Raw genomic sequence first — 16,654 nt, 5'->3', positions numbered from 1 at the left:
AACACGCAGGTCATCCCGGCTTCATGGGTCAGGGAGTCGACCACGACCTATTCCTCGGCGAAGCGGATTCGGCAGGGCTATGGCTATTTGTGGTGGACCCTTCCCGAGGACATTTGGGGAAAGAACGCCTTCTACGCGTCGGGCTATGGCGGCCAGATCATCGCCGTTGTGCCGGCCAAACGGCTGGTGGTCGTGCAAACCGTTGATCTGAGCCAAAATCCTAAGGGCGTCCGGACAAGCGCCTTCATCGACTTTTTAAAGGCGATCGCCTCCGCTTCGCGGCAAAGGGTTGGGCCGCAGCGCATGATGACCGAGCACCCCGAGAGCCGGCAGATCGCAGCCCAAGCGAGAGGGCGCTCAATGGTCGGTCGGGGCGCGCAGCAATTCAAATATGTGGGACGAAATGAGGGGCAGCTAACAGGCCCTGCGATAAAAGCTGTTTTAAATCAGCAATTTAACTGAGTTAAATGGCGGGCCGCGAGGGATTCGAACGGGGTTCGCGACGCAGCTTCATGCCGGTAAGCGCTGCTCATATTTCGCTTAGCAGAGTGGGGTAGTATCGGTTGACCTGCTCGGGGACGAACAGGCTTCGGCACGCGACGAATTGCATCTGCACAGCCGAATGAGCGGGCCTTTTTTGGTACGACCGCCTTCGGTTGGTCCCGCCTGCCCCAACGCCAGCACCAGCTGACCAATCCGAAGGCAGTATCTGGCAATCATTTCAGCTTGCAACTGGTATACCGGTCAACCAGACTGTCGGTATGAAAGTGCCCTTCGAATTCGAGCGCGACCGCGCCTATCACCGCCTCGTCGACCTGATTTTCGGGCAGGCGCTGGAGGCCGGCGCGCCGCTGTCCGAGCGCAAGCTCGCTGAACAGCTCGGCATGAGCCGGATGCCGGTGCGCGAGGCGCTGCATCAGCTTGAGCAGGAAGGCGTTGTCGAGGTGAAGCCGGCGCGTGGCACCTTTGTGCGGCGGATATCGGCGGGCGATCTCGCGGAGATTTACCGCGTGCGCGAGGTGCTGGAATGCCTGGCTGCCGAACTTGCCGCCACTCACGGGCCGACGGCGGCGCTTACCGCCTGCGGCGCCCGTATGCGCACCATGGCCAAGGACCCGTCAGCCTTCACCGCCGTCGAGATCGACGATTGCGGCACCGAGTTCCACGAGTTGCTGATGGTGGCCACCGGCAATGCGGCGCTGATCGAAACGGTGCGCCTGCTGAGGCTGCGCTTCCGGCTGGCCTTCCACCTGCCGCGCTATTTCTCCCACGAGAACCTGTACTCAACGCTCGCCGACCACATCGAGATTCTCGACGCCGTTGAGCAGCGCGCCCCGCGTGCCGCCAAAAAGCTGATGCGCGCGCATCTCAAGCGCGGCCTCGACATCCGGCTCAAGCTCGAAGCGGCCTCCGCCGCCAGCCACGTTTCAACACAGAAAAACGCCGCCAAGGGCGCCACCAGAGGTTTGGAGATCACGGAATGAAAAAGCATTTTGCGACCGGGCTCGTCGCCCTCGGCGCCCTTGCCGCCGTGTGCGGCACGGCGGGCGCCACCACGCTCGAGACGGTGAAGAAGAACGGTGTCGTCACCTGCGCGGTGAATGGCAGCCGCCCCGGCTTCTCCTCGGTGGACAGCAAGGGCGAGTGGAACGGCATTGATGTCGATACCTGCCGTGCACTGGCCGCCGCGATTTTCGGTGACGCCACCAAGGTCAAATATCTCAAGACCAATAACCAGACCCGCCTGACCGCGCTGCAAACCGGCGAAGTCGACGTCACCGTCGCCAACACCACCTGGACCCGTGCCCGCGACACCGATCTCGGCGTCGATTTCGTCGCGCCCACCTTCTATGACGGCCAGGGCCTGATGGTGCCGAAGGCGCTCGGTGTGAAGAGCGCCAAGGATCTCGACGGCGCCAGCGTCTGCGTGCGTCCCGGCTCGACCTCCGAGCGCGTGGTCGCCGACATCCAGACCAAGTTCAAGATCACGCTGAAGCTCGTCGTCATCGACGACCAGAAGGAAATCAACACCGCCTTTTTCGGCGGACGTTGCGATGTCGCGGTGCAGTCCTCCTCGGGCCTGTCTTCCACCCGCGCTGCGGTCGCCCCGAACCCAGACGACTATGTCATCCTGCCGGAACTGTTCGGCAAGGACCCGATGGGCCCGGTCGTCCGCCAGGACGACGCGCAGTGGCGCGATATCGTCCAGTGGACGGTGTTCACCCTGTTCCAGGCGGAAGAGAGCGGCATCACCTCGAAGAACGTCGACGAGATGAAGGCCACCAGCACCGATCCGATCGTGCGCCGTCTGCTGGGCGTCGAGGATGCCGGCAGCAAGGGGCTCGGGCTCGATCCGGCATGGGCCTACAACGTGGTCAAGCAGGTCGGCAATTACGGCGAAGTGTTCGAGCGCAACGTCGGCAAGGGCTCGCCCTTGAAGCTGGAGCGCGGTCTCAACGCCCAGTACACCGATGGCGGCCTGATCTACGCCCCGCCGCTCTGAGCGCATTGACCGGAACGAGCAGCCTTCGATGAGCCTCACATCTCCGGCAAGGGTGGCGCCCTCCGTGCCACCCTGGCGAAACCCGCGGGTGCGGGCCATCGTCTGGCAGACGCTGCTCGTTCTTGCCCTGCTCGCGCTCGCCATCTGGCTGGTGATCAATGCCCGCCGGGCGCTGGCCGAACGGGGCATGACGTCCGGCCTCGGCTTTCTGTTTGATCCCGCGCAATTCGCGCTGGGCGAGGCCTTCTTCGTCTTCACGCCGGGCTCGTCCTATCTCGCCGCGCTGGCGGTGGGCGTCGGCAATACGGTGATGCTGTCGCTGGTCAGCATCATCACCGCCACCGTCATCGGCGTTGCACTGGGTTTCGCCCGGCTGTCGCGCAACGCGCTGATCGCCGGTCTGGCAAAGGCCTATGTCGAGGCCTTCCGCAACACGCCGCAGCTGGTGCAGATCGTGTTCTGGTACAGCTTCTTCACCTTGCTGCCAGGACCGCGCCAGTCCTGGTCGTTCTTCGGCCTCGCCTTCGCCTCCAATCGCGGCCTGACGGTTCCGGCACCGGAAAATGGCTCCGTTTTGCTCATCGTGACCGCCATGCTGGCGGTCGGTGCGATGCTGGCGCTGATCTTCGCCCGTCTCGCCGATCGCCGCCGTCGTCGCACGGGGCGGCCGTGGAAGGCCGTCCGCGCGATCGAGGTCGCGATAGTCGTGCTGCCGGCGCTCATAACATGGCTTGTGGCGGGTGCGCCGCTCGGCTGGAGCGTGCCGGAGCTGCGCGGCTTCAACTACACGGGCGGCGCCACGCTCGCCCCGGAATTCCTCGCCATCTATTTCGGCCTGTCCTTCTACATCGCTGCTTTCATCGCCGAGATCGTGCGCGGCGGTCTGGTTAGCATTGATGCCGGGCAGATCGAGGCGGCCAACGCCATTGGCCTGAGCCGTGGCGACCTGTATCGCAAGGTGATGGTGCCGCAGGCGCTGCGGGTCATCATCCCGCCTTTGGCGGCGCAATATGTCAGCCTGCTCAAGAACTCCTCGCTCGGCGTCGCCGTCGGCTATCCCGATCTGTTCAGCATCTCCAACACGGCGCTCACCTATAGCGGGCGCACCATTGAGGTGCTGAGCATCATGGCGGTGATCTATCTCGTGCTGTGTCTGGCCATCGGTGCGGCGGCGAATGTCGTCAACCGCTTCGTGCAGATTCCGGAGCGATGAGATGAACACCGCGCCGCGTTCCTTCGCCCTTCCGGCCTCTTCCCCACCCCGGCTGCCGCCAGCGGATGCGCGGGGCCTGCGGGCCTTTCTGCGTACCCATCTTTTCCAGTCGCCGCTCGCCGGCGTCTTCACCTTTCTGCTCGGTGCGCTGCTCATCATCGCGCTCTGGCATGTGGTGCGCTGGAGCGTGATCGACGCGGTGTGGTACGCGCCGGACAACGGCGCTGCCTGCCGCACCGCGCTAGGCGCCTGCTGGGCTGTCATTGCCGAGAAATACCGTGTCATCTTCTTTGGGGCCTACCCCTATGACGAGCAGTGGCGCGGCGGCCTCATCATCGCGCTATGGGTTGCGTGGGGGGCAATCTCTGCCACCCGCCTGCTCAGCGTCGGCACGCGGCTGGCCGGTTGGGCATTGGTGTTTGTCGTCACCATTCTACTCCTGAAGGGCGGCCTGTTCGGGCTTGCTCCCGTCGGCACCGACCTCTGGGGAGGCCTGCCACTCACCTTCCTGATCTTCGGTGGCACCATTGCCGGCGGCCTGCCGCTTGCCATACTGCTCGCGATCGGTCGGCGCTCGGAATTGCCCGTGGTGCGCCTGCTGTGTGTCGCCACCATCGAGGGCGTGCGCGGGATTCCGCTGCTGGCGCTGCTGTTCTTCGCCGCGCTGATCCTGCCGCTGTTCCTGCCGCCGCAGCTCACCGTCGACAAGCTGATCCGCGCCGAGATCGGCATGATCATCTTCTTCGCCGCCTATGCCGCCGAAGTGGTGCGCGGTGGCCTGCAAGCCGTGCCCGAAGGGCAGGACGAAGCGGCCAAGGCGCTGGGCCTCGGCTATTGGCTGCGCATGCGCAAGATCATCCTGCCGCAGGCGCTGGCCATCGTGGTGCCGGCGCTGTTCAACGACATCATCCGCGCCTTCAAGAACACCACCTTCTTCAGCATTCTCGGTCTGTTCGACGTGCTCGGCGCCACCAAGGCGGCGCTGCAGGACCCGAACTGGGTGCGCTACGGGACCGAGGGCTATCTGTTCGTTTTCCTGCTCTACTTCATCATCTGCTCGGCCATGTCGCTGTATGGCAGCTCTATCGAGCGCGACAATAAGCGCCGCGTGCGGAGGGCGACATGACCGTCACCCGCGATCTCGTGGTCGAAATGTCCGGCCTCAATAAATGGTATGGCGAGCACCATGCGCTGCGCGACGTGTCGCTGGGGCTGGCGGCCGGCGAGAAGATCGTGCTGTGCGGCCCCTCGGGCTCCGGCAAGTCGACACTGATCCGCTGCATCAACGGGCTGGAGGCGTTCCACGAGGGCGATCTCATCGTGTGCGGCACCCGGCTGGACGGCACGCAGGACAGCCTGACAGCCGTGCGCCGCAAGGCCGGCATGGTGTTTCAGAACTTCAACCTGTTCCCGCATCTGACCGTGCTGGAAAACCTCACTCTCGGCGCGGTCTATGCGCGCGGCGAACCCCAGGACCGCGCCATCGAGCGCGCCCATGGCCTCCTGGCGCGGGTGCAGCTCACCTCGCAAACCCTCAAATTCCCCGGCCAGCTTTCCGGCGGCCAGCGCCAGCGTGTAGCGATCGCCCGCGCGCTGATGCTGGAGCCCGAGGTGATGCTGTTCGACGAGCCGACCTCGGCGCTCGATCCGGAAATGGTTCATGAAGTGCTCGACGTCATGGAGGAACTGGCCGTGAGCGGCCAGGCCATGATCGTGGTGACCCATGAGATGGGGTTCGCCCGCAGCGTCGCCGACCTCGTGGTCTTCATGGACCAGGGCGAGATCGTCGAGGCCGCGCGCCCTGAGATTTTCTTCGATGCCCCGGCCACCGCCCGCGCCAAGGCCTTTGTCGGGCAGATTTCCCACGCCACGTAGGACGCCATGAATAAGAACACGACAGCTCCGAACGATCCAGCTTCCCTGGCTCCGCGCCTCGCCGATGGCACGCCGGACTGGGCGCGGCTACGTGAGGAATTCCCCGCGACGCAGCTCACCACCTATCTCGACATCGCCCGCAAGGCGCTGCTGCCGCGCTGCGCCGCGCAGGCCGCCGCCGACTGGTTCGCCGACATCGAGTCGCGCGCCACCGGCCGCCGCGCCTTCTCGATGAACGAGGTCGAGATCACCCGGCGCGTCGTCGGCGAGACCTTCGGCGCAACGCCGCAGACGCTGGCATTGGTGAAGAACACCTCGGAAGCCATCAACATCGTCGCGCAGGGATTCGACTGGCGCGAAGGCGACAATGTCGTCATTTCCGAAGCCGAGCATGAGAACAACACCTTCCCCTGGCGCCCGCTGACCAAGCGCGGCGTCGAGGTGCGCGTGGTTCCCGGCGGGCCGGAGGACCGGGTGAGCACCGACGCGCTGCGTGCCGCCATCGATGCCCGCACCCGCATCCTGTCCGTGGCGTGGGTCAGCTATGGCCTCGGTGAGCGTGCCGATGTCGATGCGCTGGCGCAGATCTGCCGTGACAAGGGCGTTCTGTTCGTGATCGACGGCATTCAGGCCATCGGTGTGCTCGACCGCCGCATCGACGATCTCGGCGCTCATGTCGTCGCCTCCGGCGGCCACAAGGCGCAGATGAGCGTTGCCGGCGCCGGCCTGATGTATGTTGCGCCTGATGCGCTGGAGCGTTTCCGCCCGCCATTCGCCGCGAAATACTCCTTCGCCACCTTCGACCGCACCGAGGCCGAGCCCGCGCTGGCGCCCGACGCGCATCGCTTCGAGTATGGCAACCCGAACTTCCTCGGCCTCGCGGTGCAGCGCCGCTCGGCGCAGTTCATCCAGGGCATCGGCCTGAGCGCCATTGAAGCGCGCATCCATCAGCTCACCGACCTGCTGATCGAACTCGCCGACAAGGCGAAGCTGAAGGTGCGCACCCCGCGCCCATGGAATGAACGCGCCGGCATTGTCAGCCTCGATCTGGAAGGCGCCAGCGCCGACGCTCTGGAAGCTGCGCTGGAGGCCGAGGACATCCGCGTCGCCAGCAAGGACGGCCATCTGCGGGCGGCCGCGCATTTCTACAACAACGAGGACGACGTCCACCTCTTCATGGACCGGGTGCAGCACCATTTGCGGGGAGCCAAGGCGTGACCCGGCCCATCGAGATCGATCTGGTTTCCGACACCGCGACCAAGCCGTCGCCCGGCATGCTGGCGGCGATGGTCAATGCCCGCGTCGGCGATGAACAGCGCGACGAAGACCCCACCGTGCTGGAACTCAACGCGCGCGTCGCCGATCTGCTCGGCATGGAGGCGGCCTTGTTCCTGCCGTCCGGCACCATGTGCAACCAGATCGCGTTCCTGGTGCATTGCCGTCCCGGCGACGAGATCATCACCGCCGCCAATGCCCATGTGTTCGGTTCCGAAGGCGCGGGCGCCTCGGCGCTGGCCGGCGCGCAGTTCCGCACCGTGCCGACCGCTAACGGCATATTCCAGGCGCGCGAGGTCGAGGCCGCCATCCGCGCGCCGCGCCATCGCTCGCCGCGCAGCCGGGTTGTCAGCGTCGAGCAGACCGCCAATCGCGGCGGTGGCAGCGTCTGGCCGGTGGCAACCCTGAACGAGGTTGCCGCTGTGGCTCACGCGCACGGCCTTGCCGCGCATATGGACGGCGCCCGGCTGCCCAATGCGGCGATCGCTTCCGGCCTGCCGATGGCCGCTCACACCGCCGGCTTCGATAGCGCGTGGATCGACCTCTCCAAGGGCCTCGGTTGCCCGGTCGGCGCGGTGCTGGCGGGCTCCAGTGGCTTCATGGAGGAAGCGCTATTCTGGAAGCACCGTCTCGGCGGTGCCATGCGGCAGGCCGGCTTTATCGCGGCAGCCGGTCTTTACGCGTTGGAGCACCATTACCAGCGCTTGGCCGATGACCACGAGAAGGCGCGGCTGTTCGCGGGATGGGTCCATGGGGCCGGCGGCGTCGTGGTTTTCCCGGCTGAGGTCGAAACCAACATCCTCTTCCTCGACCTGTCCCAGTGTGCACTCAACGCCAATGCGGTCGCCACGCGGTTGCGCGACCATGGAATCCGTTTTGGTGTCGAGAGCGCGACACGCATGCGGGTCGTTACCCATCTCGACGTGAGCACCGCACAGGTGCGTCAGGCGGCTGAGCACTTCATCCGCATTGTTGAGGCGCGCTAATGCAGCTGGCCTGACGGCCGGTCGCCGTGAACTTGGAAGCGGCTAGCCGACCTATCGCCGATGAATGTCTGAGGCCCAAACGGACGGACGAAGAGGAGAAGGGGCGCCTGACCTTCGAGCATTGCTCAATGTGGCGGCTGGGAAGCAACCAACGACAAGGGCTGGTATGCTGACCAGTGTCACTATGGTAAAGCTGCCCCGGCTTGGGGCGAGTTTTGCGAGCCGCTTGGCGAAGTTCTAGTCATCGCGGACCTTGCGAACGAACGCTGCTCGTTGGTCTGTGTGTCTCGATATTCCGAATTGCAGTAGGCCAGGGACGGCGACTGGCAGGGCCTTTACAATTGCTTCACCCGTCGCATTGCCGGGGCGCCTTCGATGGCCACACGTCTTGCTCCCACCGGGGCGAGAAGGTCAGTTGTCTGGTTGTAAGGGAAGGTCTCTTACTGGCGCTTCTCCGGCAGGCCGGTGGCGCTGGCTCATCGTCCCAAGTTGCCGACGAGCCGCCAGCACCAGCACCGATGCTCGTAGGGGCATCATGACCAGAACTCAAACGCGGTACCGGGCCTCAAACCGCCCGGGCCACTTCCGCCGCATCGTTCGCGCAGCCTCGGGCAAGGCCATGGAACCATGGCTAGTCAGTCCATCGGATTACCGAACGACCGCTGGTCAGATCCGCCAGCAGCCGGTCCACCCCACCGGCTTCCGGCTTTGGCACTGACACCGACAGAATCGCGCCGCTGTCCGTGAAAGCGTGAACGCTCATTTGCACGCCCGGAACGGCGGTCAACCTCGCCTGGGCCAGCGCCAGATCACTGAACCCGCATGTGACGGTTCCGGAGACGGTCTCGATGAGCGCCACCTTCTCGGCTTCTCGCAGGCAGAGGGCCGCCGTTCCGCCATAGGCACGGATCAGGCCGCCGCTGCCCAGAAGGATGCCGCCGAACCAGCGCGTGACGACGACAGCGACGCGATCGAGGCCTTGCCCGTCGATGGCGGCTAGGATCGGCTTGCCCGCGGTTCCACTGGGCTCGCCATCGTCGTTGAAGCGGTAGTTCTGCTCCACGCGCCAGGCCCAGCAATTGTGGTTGGCGGCCGGATCCGACCGTGTCGCGATGAAGTCCTTCGCCGCCGCCTCGTCCGCGACGGGACCGGCGATCGCGATGAATCGGCTCTTCTTGATCTCCTGGCGGCGGATCGCGAGGTCAACGAGGGTAAGGCGCTCGACCATGCGCTCGTCTGTCATAAACTCGGTTCCCAATCGTCCGTGGCCTGAGGGAATGTCTGCTTCCAGGCAGAGCGCTCACATTAGCTGATGGCGCTCGTCGCCGATCAGCTCCCCATCGATCACGGCTCCCAACTCGGCGGACTTCCGATAGACGTCCGCAAGGCGTCCGTGAAGGCGCGCACCTTCGCGCTCGGCTGCGGCAGGGCGCGAAGGAGGTAGATGCCTGACGGCTCCTCGTTCCACGGCTCGTCACCGAACCGCAAGCGCATCAGCCTGCCGGCCCTCACGTCCGGCCCAACAACCCAGCTCGCCAGAAACGCAATCCCCAGACCCGCCTCGGCTGCCGCACGCAGGGCCTCGAAATCATCCGACCGGAACGTCACCGTGCCATTCCCGGCGTGGCCCGCCGGGCAACGGAGCACGTCGCGCCAGCCAAGGAGATCGGCACCGTGGAGCTTGTCGAGCAGCCGATGCGATGACAGATCCGCTGCGCTGTCCGGCGTGCCCGCCCGCGCCAGATAGGCCGGGCTCGCGACCAGCAGCCGCGTGAGCGGCGCCAGCCTTGTCGCGATCAGCGTACTGTCGGCAAGCGCGCCCATGCGGATGACGGCATCAAGCCGCTCGGCCACCGGATCGGCCAGCCGCTCGGTCAGGTCGAGCTCGACATGCAGGGCGGGATGCTCGGCCTGCAGCGCGGCTACGACCGGCAGGACATAGCGCTTGCCGAAGGTGGGGAAGCAAGCAATCCGCAGCGTGCCGGAAACGGAGCCGTCGAAGGCGGCGACCTCGGCATGGGTATCGGCGAGTTCATCGAGATGCCGCAGGGCCCGTTCATGCAGCCGCCGGCCGGCATCGGTGAGCGTGAGTGCCCGCGTCGAACGGACGAGCAGGGCGACGCCGAGATCCGCCTCCAGCGCGTCGATCTGGCGAACGATCGCCGAAGGCGTCACCGCGCGCCGGCGAGCGGCACCGGAGAAGCTGCCCGCCCGGACGACATCAACGAAGGTGGCGAGATATTCGGCGAAATGGGGTCTCATCTTTGCGATCCAGGCAAAGCCGTTTGCAGCAGGCTCCGGCTTATCGCCGGTCCCGGACACTCGCATATTCGCGGCGTTCACACAGCGGCGGCTCCCGTCGCCGGCACGCAATCCTCACGGCACATTGGGTAGTCGTTCCATCTCGCAAGCAAGATCAGCGATCATGGAGATATTGAAATACATCCGGCCGCGGCATCGCGCCTAACCGTTTTGGCATTTATCTTCATCGTATTGGTACCTGACCTCTGGGAAGACAGCGTTGGAATCTAATGCGAACATCTATAGAAAGGCAAACTCGTGAAAGTTCTAGCCGACAAGATCCTCTCTCAATCTGCCTATACGGCGGAAATCGACATTCCTCTCGAAAAGATCGACATCGCAGACTGGCTGTTTACGCTGCCGGAAGCGGAATATCTGCGTTGCTGCCCACCCGACCATATCGGTTCCGGCGTCACCACGACCGATGATGGCCGTCGCATGGTGATCAATGTCGAGATGATCGGCACCGGGCTGGTGATCCAGCACTATGTGGCCGAGGAAGCCACGGCGACCTATTGCCGGATGAACTCGATCTCCGACGTCTTCACGCCGGTGGGCCGCACGCAGGTCAATGTGATCTGGGAGCTGATCGCCGAGGCCATCGAGGGCGGGCGCACCCTTTATACCAACCGCGTCACCTCGCACCCGACCGAGAGGTTCATGGACTTCCTTGCCGCGCATGGTCAGACCTTCGAGCAGGCAGCCCTCGCCCGGCAGGAAGCCGGTGGCGACCACAACCGCCGCGAGACGTCCCTCTTCGCTGCCAGCATCGCCCGCCGCGCCGTCGCCAAGGCCGCGGCAAAATGAAAGCGATCGTGTTCGACGATTTCGGTGCGGCGGACGTGCTCCGCCTCACCGATGCGCCCGTGCCGGAAGTCCGCGCCGGCGACCTGCTGGTGAAGGTCCGCGCGGCCGGCGTCAACCGCGCCGATCTGCTGCAGCGTCAGGGCTATTATGGTCACCAGAGCTATGGCGAGAGCGACCTGCTCGGGCTGGAATTGGCCGGCGAGGTGATTGCGGTCGGCAGCGATGTTACTGACATCCGCCCTGGCGAGCGGGTCATGGCGATCGTCGGCGGTGGCGCCTATGCTGAGTATGCCCGGGCTGACCGCGGCATGGCGGTGCGCATTCCCGCAGTTGGCCAAGGCGGCAGGGATTGTCGGTCACTTCCGCCGGGTGCCAGCACCGCCCGTCCGGGGGTATGATGTCCCGTCGGGCTGGTGTCGCCCGCTGGCTCGACATATCTTGGGAACCTTTGCCATCAACGATCCGCCGGCTATGATAAACGACGTAGAGCTCCGGGTGGCGGACAAAGGCGGGTATCCTCCGGGACTGGCAGCAGCGATGCTGCTAGGGCCCCCAGCCGGACGAGCTGCCATGTCCCGCGCGAGCCCGATTTAGGCCGTGAACCCATAAAGACGGTGCGTCATTCGGCAGGGAGGCCGGACTTAAATCGCCATTCTGCAGCGAAGCACTTAAGGTGTCATCGCGAAGGTGGAAGAGGAAGTGACGCTTTTCCGGTGTCATTGCCTTAAGCTCGCGCCAATCCGTCGGCGCGAGGCACTGGTCGTCCTCGCCAAGCAACTCGTAAAACTCGCCCCAAGCCGGGGCAGCTTTGCCATAGCGACACTGGTCGCATACCAGCCCTCGTCGTTGGTTGCGCCCAGCCGCCACATTGAGCAATGCTCGAAGGTCAGGCGCCCCTTCTCCTCTTTGTCCGCCGCGTAAGCCGTTGGCATGAGCCGATACGACCTGACCGCCGCGTGATCGAGCCGCTGCTGCCCAACAAGCCGGGAGGCGTGCCGCGCGTCGATGACCGCCGCGTGCTGAACGGCATTTTCTAGGTGCTGCGTTCAGACGCGCCGTGGCGCGCCCTGCCCGAGCGCTACGGTCCGCGCACCATCTGCTACAACCGCCTCGTGCGATGGAGGAAGGCGGGTGTCTGGGACCGGCTGATGGACGCCATTACCGCCGCCCGCGACGGCGACATCCAGATGATCGACAGCATCTTCGTTCGCGCCCACCAGCAGGCCGCGACGGCAAAAGGGGGGCAGATCACTGTCTCGGTCGATCACGCGGCGGGCTCACGACCAAGATCCACGTCGTTGTCGACGCGCAGGGTCTCCCGATCCGGCTCGGCCTAACCGCCGGGCAGACGCACGACGGGCAGATCGCCGACGCGCTGCTCGACTATCTCGGCCCACGCACCATCGTGCTGGCGGACAAGGTTTATGATGCCGATCGCACCCGCGAACTGATCCAAGAACAGGGCGCCACGCCCAACATCCCGCCGAAGGGCAATCGGCGCTGGAAGCCCTGCTTCAGCAAGCGGCTCTATCGCGAGCGAAACCTAATCGAACGGTTCTTCTCGAAGCTGAAGCACTTCCGCCGGATCGCCACACGCTACAACAAGCTCGCTGCCAACTTCCTCGCCATGGTGATGGTCCAACTGGCCTCAATGCGGCTTTGGCTCCGGGCTTATGAGCCTACGGCCTAGGTGTTTGATCCCAAGCTTTGGTGGTGCAGTCTTTTCGCGGGAGTGGAAGGAAGCATTATGGGCCAGGTTCTTCACGGGAGCGCCACGACGACAGAGGCGGTCCGTCGAGCGATACAGCATAGTCAAGAGAGCCTGAGAGCGCTGGCGAAGCGTTACGGGATCAATCAGAAGACCGTCGACAAGTGGAAGAAGCGGACCTCGGTCGATGATCTGCCGACCGGCCCGAGGGAGCCGCCATCGACGGTTCTGTCGATCGAGGAGGAGGAGGCGATCATCATTGCCTTCCGCCGGCATACGTTGCTGCCGCTCGACGACTGCCTCTATGCCTTGCAGGCGACGATCCCGCATCTGACGCGTTCATCTCTGCATCGCTGCCTGCAGCGCCACGGCATCAGCCGGCTGCCGGAGGCGGAGGGCGACAAGGAGCCGAAGAGGCGGTTCAAGTCCTATCCGATCGGCTTTTTCCATATCGATATCGCCGAGGTGCAGACGGCCGAGGGCAAGCTATACCTTTGTGTAGCCATTGATCGCACGAGCACATTCGCCTTCGTGCAGGTCGTCAGGAAAACAGGCCGGCCCTCAGCGTCGGCCTTCCTCATGGCGCTGATAAACGCGGGGCCCTACCGGATCCACACCGTTCTGACGGACAACGGCATCCAGTTCACCTTCCCGCCACGTTATGCCGACGGACCGACGGTGATGAAGCCCAGGGAGCGCAGGTGGCCGATAACGTCGCGGCTGATCGGCTGGAAGTAGCCGATACACAGCAGTACCAGCGCCTCGGACTGGGAGAGCGGCCTGGCCTGGGCTGTGCCTAGCCCGGTCGCCAGTTGGATGGCATCCGTGAAGCTCGTGCGGGTGCGGTGCTGCCAACCGCCGGCGACCGCCACCAGCTCATAGGGCGGGCCCCGCAGCTCGGCGCGGATGTCGTCGATGATGAGGTCGAGATTGCGGTCGAGCCCTACCAGGCGCGCCGGCGCCGCGCGGGTCTCCCCGACAATCGCCAGCTTATCGGCCGGCGCGCAGCGGTGCCGACGCTGCGGTCCTGGAAGGACCTCACTCTTCGCGATCGTACCAGTCATAGAGACGACATCGCTCCTACCTCTTAGCGAAGTCGGAGGACGTGTCCGGTCCGTTCGGGGGCTGCTTCAGAACAGCCTTGGGTAGCGCGACGCGGGAGCCAAGGTCTCGAACGCATCGAGAAGCCCAGTATCGAAGGCTGCTTCCTTCAGGACGTCGAGGAGGACGGTCATCGTCTATCGGCACATCGTTCTGCGGCACGAACCGGCCTCCATCATCCAGCCTCGCCCCAACCCAGTCGAAGGCGGACAAGACCGGTCGCCAGACCGCATCGTTCGAGCCAAACTTCAACACGGAAAGCAGACCTGGCAGCATTTGGCGGTGATGTTCCGGCGCATAGAGTGCGCTGCCGAGGCCGAAGCCATCGGCGCGGGCCGCGCGGTAGGGTGCCATGGCCTGACGGGTGATGCCGCCGACCGGCAGCAGCCGCGCCTCGAGCGGCAAAATGGTGCGGATTGCCTGGACCGCAGCGGGGGGAATCATCTCGGCCGGGAACAGCTTCAGAAAGGCTGCACCGGCCTTCAGGGCGGTAAAGGCTTCGGACGGGGTCGTCACGCCGGGACCGTAGATCAGGCCTCTCGCGGCGGCGGCTGGAAGCCCGGTATGCGTGGCCATCGCGTGCACATCGCGGCCGACGGCATCATGTGCTGAAGGCGATTTCCAAAGGTGTCGAGCCGAAGGTCGCGCTGAGGGACGCAAGGTCGCCACCTTCTCCGCCTTTGGCGCCGAGATCGATGGCCAGTGCGATCAAGCGCAGAGGTGGGAGTGGGACGAGCCCGCCTCCAGGGGCGGGAGGCACGACGGGGATGGCCGCGACTGCCATGCTCGCGGCGATCCGGCGCCGCGGCTATTGGTCGACCGAGCTGCCCGCGCTATCGTCGGTCCATGAACCCCATCCGCATTCTCCTTGTCGACGATCATCCAATCGTGCGCGAGGGCTATCGCCGCCTTCTCGGCCGTCAGGCCAGCCTTTCGGTCGTGGCCGAGGCGGAAGACGGGGAAACAGCGCTGGCGGCATTTGTCGAGCACCGCCCCGATATTGTGCTGATGGACCTCTCCATGCCAGGTGGAGGAGGCTTTTCAGCGGTGGAGACGATCCTCGCCGACGACCCCCAGGCGCGGATCATCATTGTTTCCATGCATCAGGGCGCGGTCTTCGCTCAGAAGGCGATGGCTGCCGGCGCGCGCGGCTTCGTCTCCAAGTCCAGCCCGCCGGACGAACTCGTCCGCGCCATCGCGACGGTGATGGGCGGGCGGCGCGCACTGTCCACGGACGTGGCGCAGGAATTCGCCCGCACCGTGGTCGAGGACGACCCGACCACCGGCCTCACACCGCGTGAGCGTGATATTCTGCTGCTGCTGATGCGGGGCATGAACGGGCGCGCCATCGCCCTCGACCTCAACCTCTCGTCCAAGACGGTCCAGAACAACCTGTCGCAGATCCGGGCCAAGCTGGGCGCGTCGGGCGATGCCGACCTCGTGCTCAAGGCGCAGCGCGCCGGCCTCGTGCCCACCCTGTGATGCGCGGTCTGCTCCCGCAGCTCGTCATGCGGGTGCTGGTCGCCGGGCTGCTCACCGTCATCGTCGCCGCCGGCTGGGTGCTGTGGGACACGGCGAACGCCGCGCGCCGCGACGCCCAGACGACGGCCGCTCTCGTCTCCGACGCCGTCGCCGCCCGCCCTAGCTTCGAGGGACTCGCGTTCGGCGGCGTCGCACCGACACCGGTTTTCCGCGACTGGCAGCAGTTTCCGGCCTGGAGCCTGATCGCGCCGGGGATCTGTGTCGAGCTCGGGCCCCGGGATCAGCCGGTTCAGCGGCGCTGCGGGCCTTATCTGGCCGCTGCCACGCCGCCGGATTGGTTCGTCTGGCTGGCGAAGCGCCTCGGTCTGGTGCCCGAGCCGGTCGCCGTGCCGGTGCGCACACGCTACGTATCGGACGTCTATGTGACGGCCATCGCCGATCCCGGCGTCATCGTCACACGCGCCTGGTCCCGCACCGGCGACCTGATGCGGGTCGCCGTGGGGATGGCGATCGGCGGCGCGCTGCTCACCGGCCTGCTCATGATCCGCCTGCTCGCGCCGTTCGGCATCCTGTTGCGTGGCATCGAGCGGCTGCAGCGCGGCGATTTCGCCTCCCGCCTGCCGCGCCTGCGGGTGGCGGAATTCGACCGGCTGAGCACGGCGGTGAACGACACGGCGGCCACGTTACAGGAGGCGCAGGCCATGCGGGCCGAACTCACGCGTCGCCTGTTCACGGTTCAGGAGAGTGAGCGGCGGGCGCTGGCGCGTGAACTGCATGACGAGTTCGGCCAGTGCCTGACGGCAACCCGCGCCATGGCAGCCGCGATCGCGCAGTCCGGTGAGACCACCGCACGGGATGGCGCGCGCATCGCCGAGATCACCGGCCAGATGATGGACAGCCTGCGGGCCGAACTGGCCCGGCTGCGCCCGCCCGATCTCGACGATCTGGGCCTGCGCCCGGCGCTGGAGCGGATGGTGGCCGATTGGCGCGCGCGCGTGCCGGCGGTACGTTTCGAGCTGGAACTTGCCGGTCCCGTCGACGCCGTGCCCGACGAACTCGCGCTCAGCCTCTACCGCATCGCGCAGGAATGCCTGACCAATGCGATCCGGCACGGTGCCCCCACCAACGTCGCCCTGCGCATCGAGGTCGGCGAGGAGATCACGCTGGCCGCGACCGACAATGGCTCGCCCCGGCATGACGGCGCGATCGGCGACGGCTACGGCCTGCTTGGCATACGCGAGCGGGTCGACGCTCTCGGCGGCAGTTTCGCGTTGACGCCGGTCGAGGGCGGCATGCGCGCCCTTGCCCGCCTTCCGCTCTGACCCGGGCGATCTTCCCGGGTCAGCCGGGAAGCCTTCTCTGGCGCCCTGCTCCGTCCACCCACATCCTTGGAACGGCCGGAG

General features: G+C 65.6%; 14 protein-coding genes and 4 pseudogenes. 14 read left to right on the top strand and 4 right to left on the bottom strand.

The features are described 5' to 3' along the window. From BLO63_RS21115 to BLO63_RS11205, 8 genes and pseudogenes are all read left to right on the top strand, one after another. Positions 1–462: pseudogene (locus BLO63_RS21115) on the top strand (hypothetical protein); the annotation flags it as partial. A gap of 299 nt (positions 463–761) precedes the next feature. Further along, positions 762–1,484 (top strand): GntR family transcriptional regulator, encoded by a 723-nt coding sequence (locus BLO63_RS11235; protein WP_091440359.1) that lies wholly within the window; start codon positions 762–764, stop codon positions 1,482–1,484. Beyond that, positions 1,481–2,503 carry an amino acid ABC transporter substrate-binding protein gene (locus BLO63_RS11230; protein WP_091440356.1) on the top strand — a complete coding sequence of 341 codons (1,023 nt, stop codon included), beginning with the start codon at positions 1,481–1,483 and terminating at the stop codon, positions 2,501–2,503. The genes BLO63_RS11235 and BLO63_RS11230 overlap by 4 nt, the downstream gene beginning before the upstream one ends. A 28-nt stretch (positions 2,504–2,531) precedes the next feature. Further along, positions 2,532–3,716 carry an amino acid ABC transporter permease gene (locus BLO63_RS11225; protein WP_091440352.1) on the top strand — a complete coding sequence of 395 codons (1,185 nt, stop codon included), beginning with the start codon at positions 2,532–2,534 and terminating at the stop codon, positions 3,714–3,716. Position 3,717: 1 nt separating this feature from the next. Then, positions 3,718–4,842, top strand: coding sequence for an amino acid ABC transporter permease (locus tag BLO63_RS11220; protein WP_091440347.1), 1,125 nt, complete (start codon positions 3,718–3,720; stop codon positions 4,840–4,842). Continuing rightward, entirely contained in the window at positions 4,839–5,591 is a 753-nt protein-coding gene (locus BLO63_RS11215; RefSeq protein WP_091440344.1) for an amino acid ABC transporter ATP-binding protein, read from the top strand. Before BLO63_RS11220 ends, BLO63_RS11215 begins: the two co-directional genes overlap by 4 nt. 6 nt (positions 5,592–5,597) lie before the next feature. Beyond that, the gene (locus BLO63_RS11210) at positions 5,598–6,809 is read left to right on the top strand and encodes an aminotransferase class V-fold PLP-dependent enzyme (RefSeq protein ID WP_091440341.1); all 1,212 of its coding nucleotides are present in this window, start codon (positions 5,598–5,600) and stop codon (positions 6,807–6,809) included. Then, complete coding sequence (locus BLO63_RS11205; protein WP_244517812.1) at positions 6,806–7,852, top strand: threonine aldolase family protein; 1,047 nt, start codon at positions 6,806–6,808, stop codon at positions 7,850–7,852. The genes BLO63_RS11210 and BLO63_RS11205 overlap by 4 nt, the downstream gene beginning before the upstream one ends. Positions 7,853–8,483: 631 nt before the next feature. Here the strand turns inward: BLO63_RS11205 and BLO63_RS11200 are convergent. After that, positions 8,484–9,095: an IMPACT family protein gene (locus BLO63_RS11200; RefSeq protein ID WP_091440336.1), complete on the bottom strand. Its 612-nt coding sequence runs from the start codon at positions 9,093–9,095 to the stop codon at positions 8,484–8,486. 101 nt (positions 9,096–9,196) lie between these two features. Beyond that, the gene (locus BLO63_RS11195) at positions 9,197–10,114 is read right to left on the bottom strand and encodes a LysR family transcriptional regulator (protein ID WP_091440332.1); all 918 of its coding nucleotides are present in this window, start codon (positions 10,112–10,114) and stop codon (positions 9,197–9,199) included. Between the two features lie 297 nt (positions 10,115–10,411). Between BLO63_RS11195 and BLO63_RS11190 the strand changes: the two genes are divergently transcribed. From BLO63_RS11190 to BLO63_RS11175, 4 genes and pseudogenes are all read left to right on the top strand, one after another. Continuing rightward, complete coding sequence (locus BLO63_RS11190) at positions 10,412–10,960, top strand: hypothetical protein (RefSeq protein WP_091440330.1); 549 nt, start codon at positions 10,412–10,414, stop codon at positions 10,958–10,960. Next, the gene (locus tag BLO63_RS11185) at positions 10,957–11,358 is read left to right on the top strand and encodes an alcohol dehydrogenase catalytic domain-containing protein (RefSeq protein WP_244517810.1); all 402 of its coding nucleotides are present in this window, start codon (positions 10,957–10,959) and stop codon (positions 11,356–11,358) included. Before BLO63_RS11190 ends, BLO63_RS11185 begins: the two co-directional genes overlap by 4 nt. Before the next feature lie 532 nt (positions 11,359–11,890). Further along, positions 11,891–12,650, top strand: a pseudogene (locus BLO63_RS11180) (IS5 family transposase). 57 nt (positions 12,651–12,707) lie between these two features. Further along, a pseudogene (locus tag BLO63_RS11175) lies at positions 12,708–13,322 on the top strand (transposase family protein); the annotation flags it as partial. Positions 13,323–13,336: 14 nt separating this feature from the next. Here the strand turns inward: BLO63_RS11175 and BLO63_RS11170 are convergent. Next, positions 13,337–13,639, bottom strand: a pseudogene (locus BLO63_RS11170) (SMC-Scp complex subunit ScpB); the annotation flags it as partial. A 109-nt stretch (positions 13,640–13,748) separates the two neighbouring features. Then, complete coding sequence (locus BLO63_RS21340) at positions 13,749–14,345, bottom strand: beta/alpha barrel domain-containing protein (RefSeq protein ID WP_244517809.1); 597 nt, start codon at positions 14,343–14,345, stop codon at positions 13,749–13,751. A gap of 270 nt (positions 14,346–14,615) precedes the next feature. On the opposite strand from BLO63_RS21340, the gene BLO63_RS11160 reads away from it, so the two are divergent. Then, the gene (locus BLO63_RS11160) at positions 14,616–15,251 is read left to right on the top strand and encodes a response regulator (RefSeq protein ID WP_091440327.1); all 636 of its coding nucleotides are present in this window, start codon (positions 14,616–14,618) and stop codon (positions 15,249–15,251) included. Positions 15,252–15,277: 26 nt separating this feature from the next. After that, the gene (locus tag BLO63_RS11155; protein ID WP_244517808.1) at positions 15,278–16,573 is read left to right on the top strand and encodes a histidine kinase; all 1,296 of its coding nucleotides are present in this window, start codon (positions 15,278–15,280) and stop codon (positions 16,571–16,573) included. The last annotated feature ends 81 nt before the right edge of the window (positions 16,574–16,654 follow it).

Origin of the sequence: Ancylobacter rudongensis (assembly GCF_900100155.1) — a bacterium.
Taxonomy (GTDB): domain Bacteria; phylum Pseudomonadota; class Alphaproteobacteria; order Rhizobiales; family Xanthobacteraceae; genus Ancylobacter; species Ancylobacter rudongensis.
This window is presented reverse-complemented; position numbering and strand designations above follow the sequence as displayed.

Excerpts from the sequence above, each read along its gene's own strand:
- BLO63_RS11225 (WP_091440352.1), top strand. The coding sequence starts at position 2,532 with ATGAGCCTCACATCTCCGGCAAGGGTGGCGCCCTCCGTGCCACCCTGG.
- BLO63_RS11235 (WP_091440359.1), top strand. The coding sequence starts at position 762 with ATGAAAGTGCCCTTCGAATTCGAGCGCGACCGCGCCTATCACCGCCTC.
- BLO63_RS11155 (WP_244517808.1), top strand. The coding sequence starts at position 15,278 with ATGCGGGTGCTGGTCGCCGGGCTGCTCACCGTCATCGTCGCCGCCGGC.
- BLO63_RS11230 (WP_091440356.1), top strand. The coding sequence starts at position 1,481 with ATGAAAAAGCATTTTGCGACCGGGCTCGTCGCCCTCGGCGCCCTTGCC.
- BLO63_RS21340 (WP_244517809.1), bottom strand. The coding sequence starts at position 14,345 with ATGGCCACGCATACCGGGCTTCCAGCCGCCGCCGCGAGAGGCCTGATC.
- BLO63_RS11210 (WP_091440341.1), top strand. The coding sequence starts at position 5,598 with ATGAATAAGAACACGACAGCTCCGAACGATCCAGCTTCCCTGGCTCCG.
- BLO63_RS11160 (WP_091440327.1), top strand. The coding sequence starts at position 14,616 with ATGAACCCCATCCGCATTCTCCTTGTCGACGATCATCCAATCGTGCGC.
- BLO63_RS11215 (WP_091440344.1), top strand. The coding sequence starts at position 4,839 with ATGACCGTCACCCGCGATCTCGTGGTCGAAATGTCCGGCCTCAATAAA.
- BLO63_RS11195 (WP_091440332.1), bottom strand. The coding sequence starts at position 10,114 with ATGAGACCCCATTTCGCCGAATATCTCGCCACCTTCGTTGATGTCGTC.
- BLO63_RS11220 (WP_091440347.1), top strand. The coding sequence starts at position 3,718 with ATGAACACCGCGCCGCGTTCCTTCGCCCTTCCGGCCTCTTCCCCACCC.
- BLO63_RS11185 (WP_244517810.1), top strand. The coding sequence starts at position 10,957 with ATGAAAGCGATCGTGTTCGACGATTTCGGTGCGGCGGACGTGCTCCGC.
- BLO63_RS11200 (WP_091440336.1), bottom strand. The coding sequence starts at position 9,095 with ATGACAGACGAGCGCATGGTCGAGCGCCTTACCCTCGTTGACCTCGCG.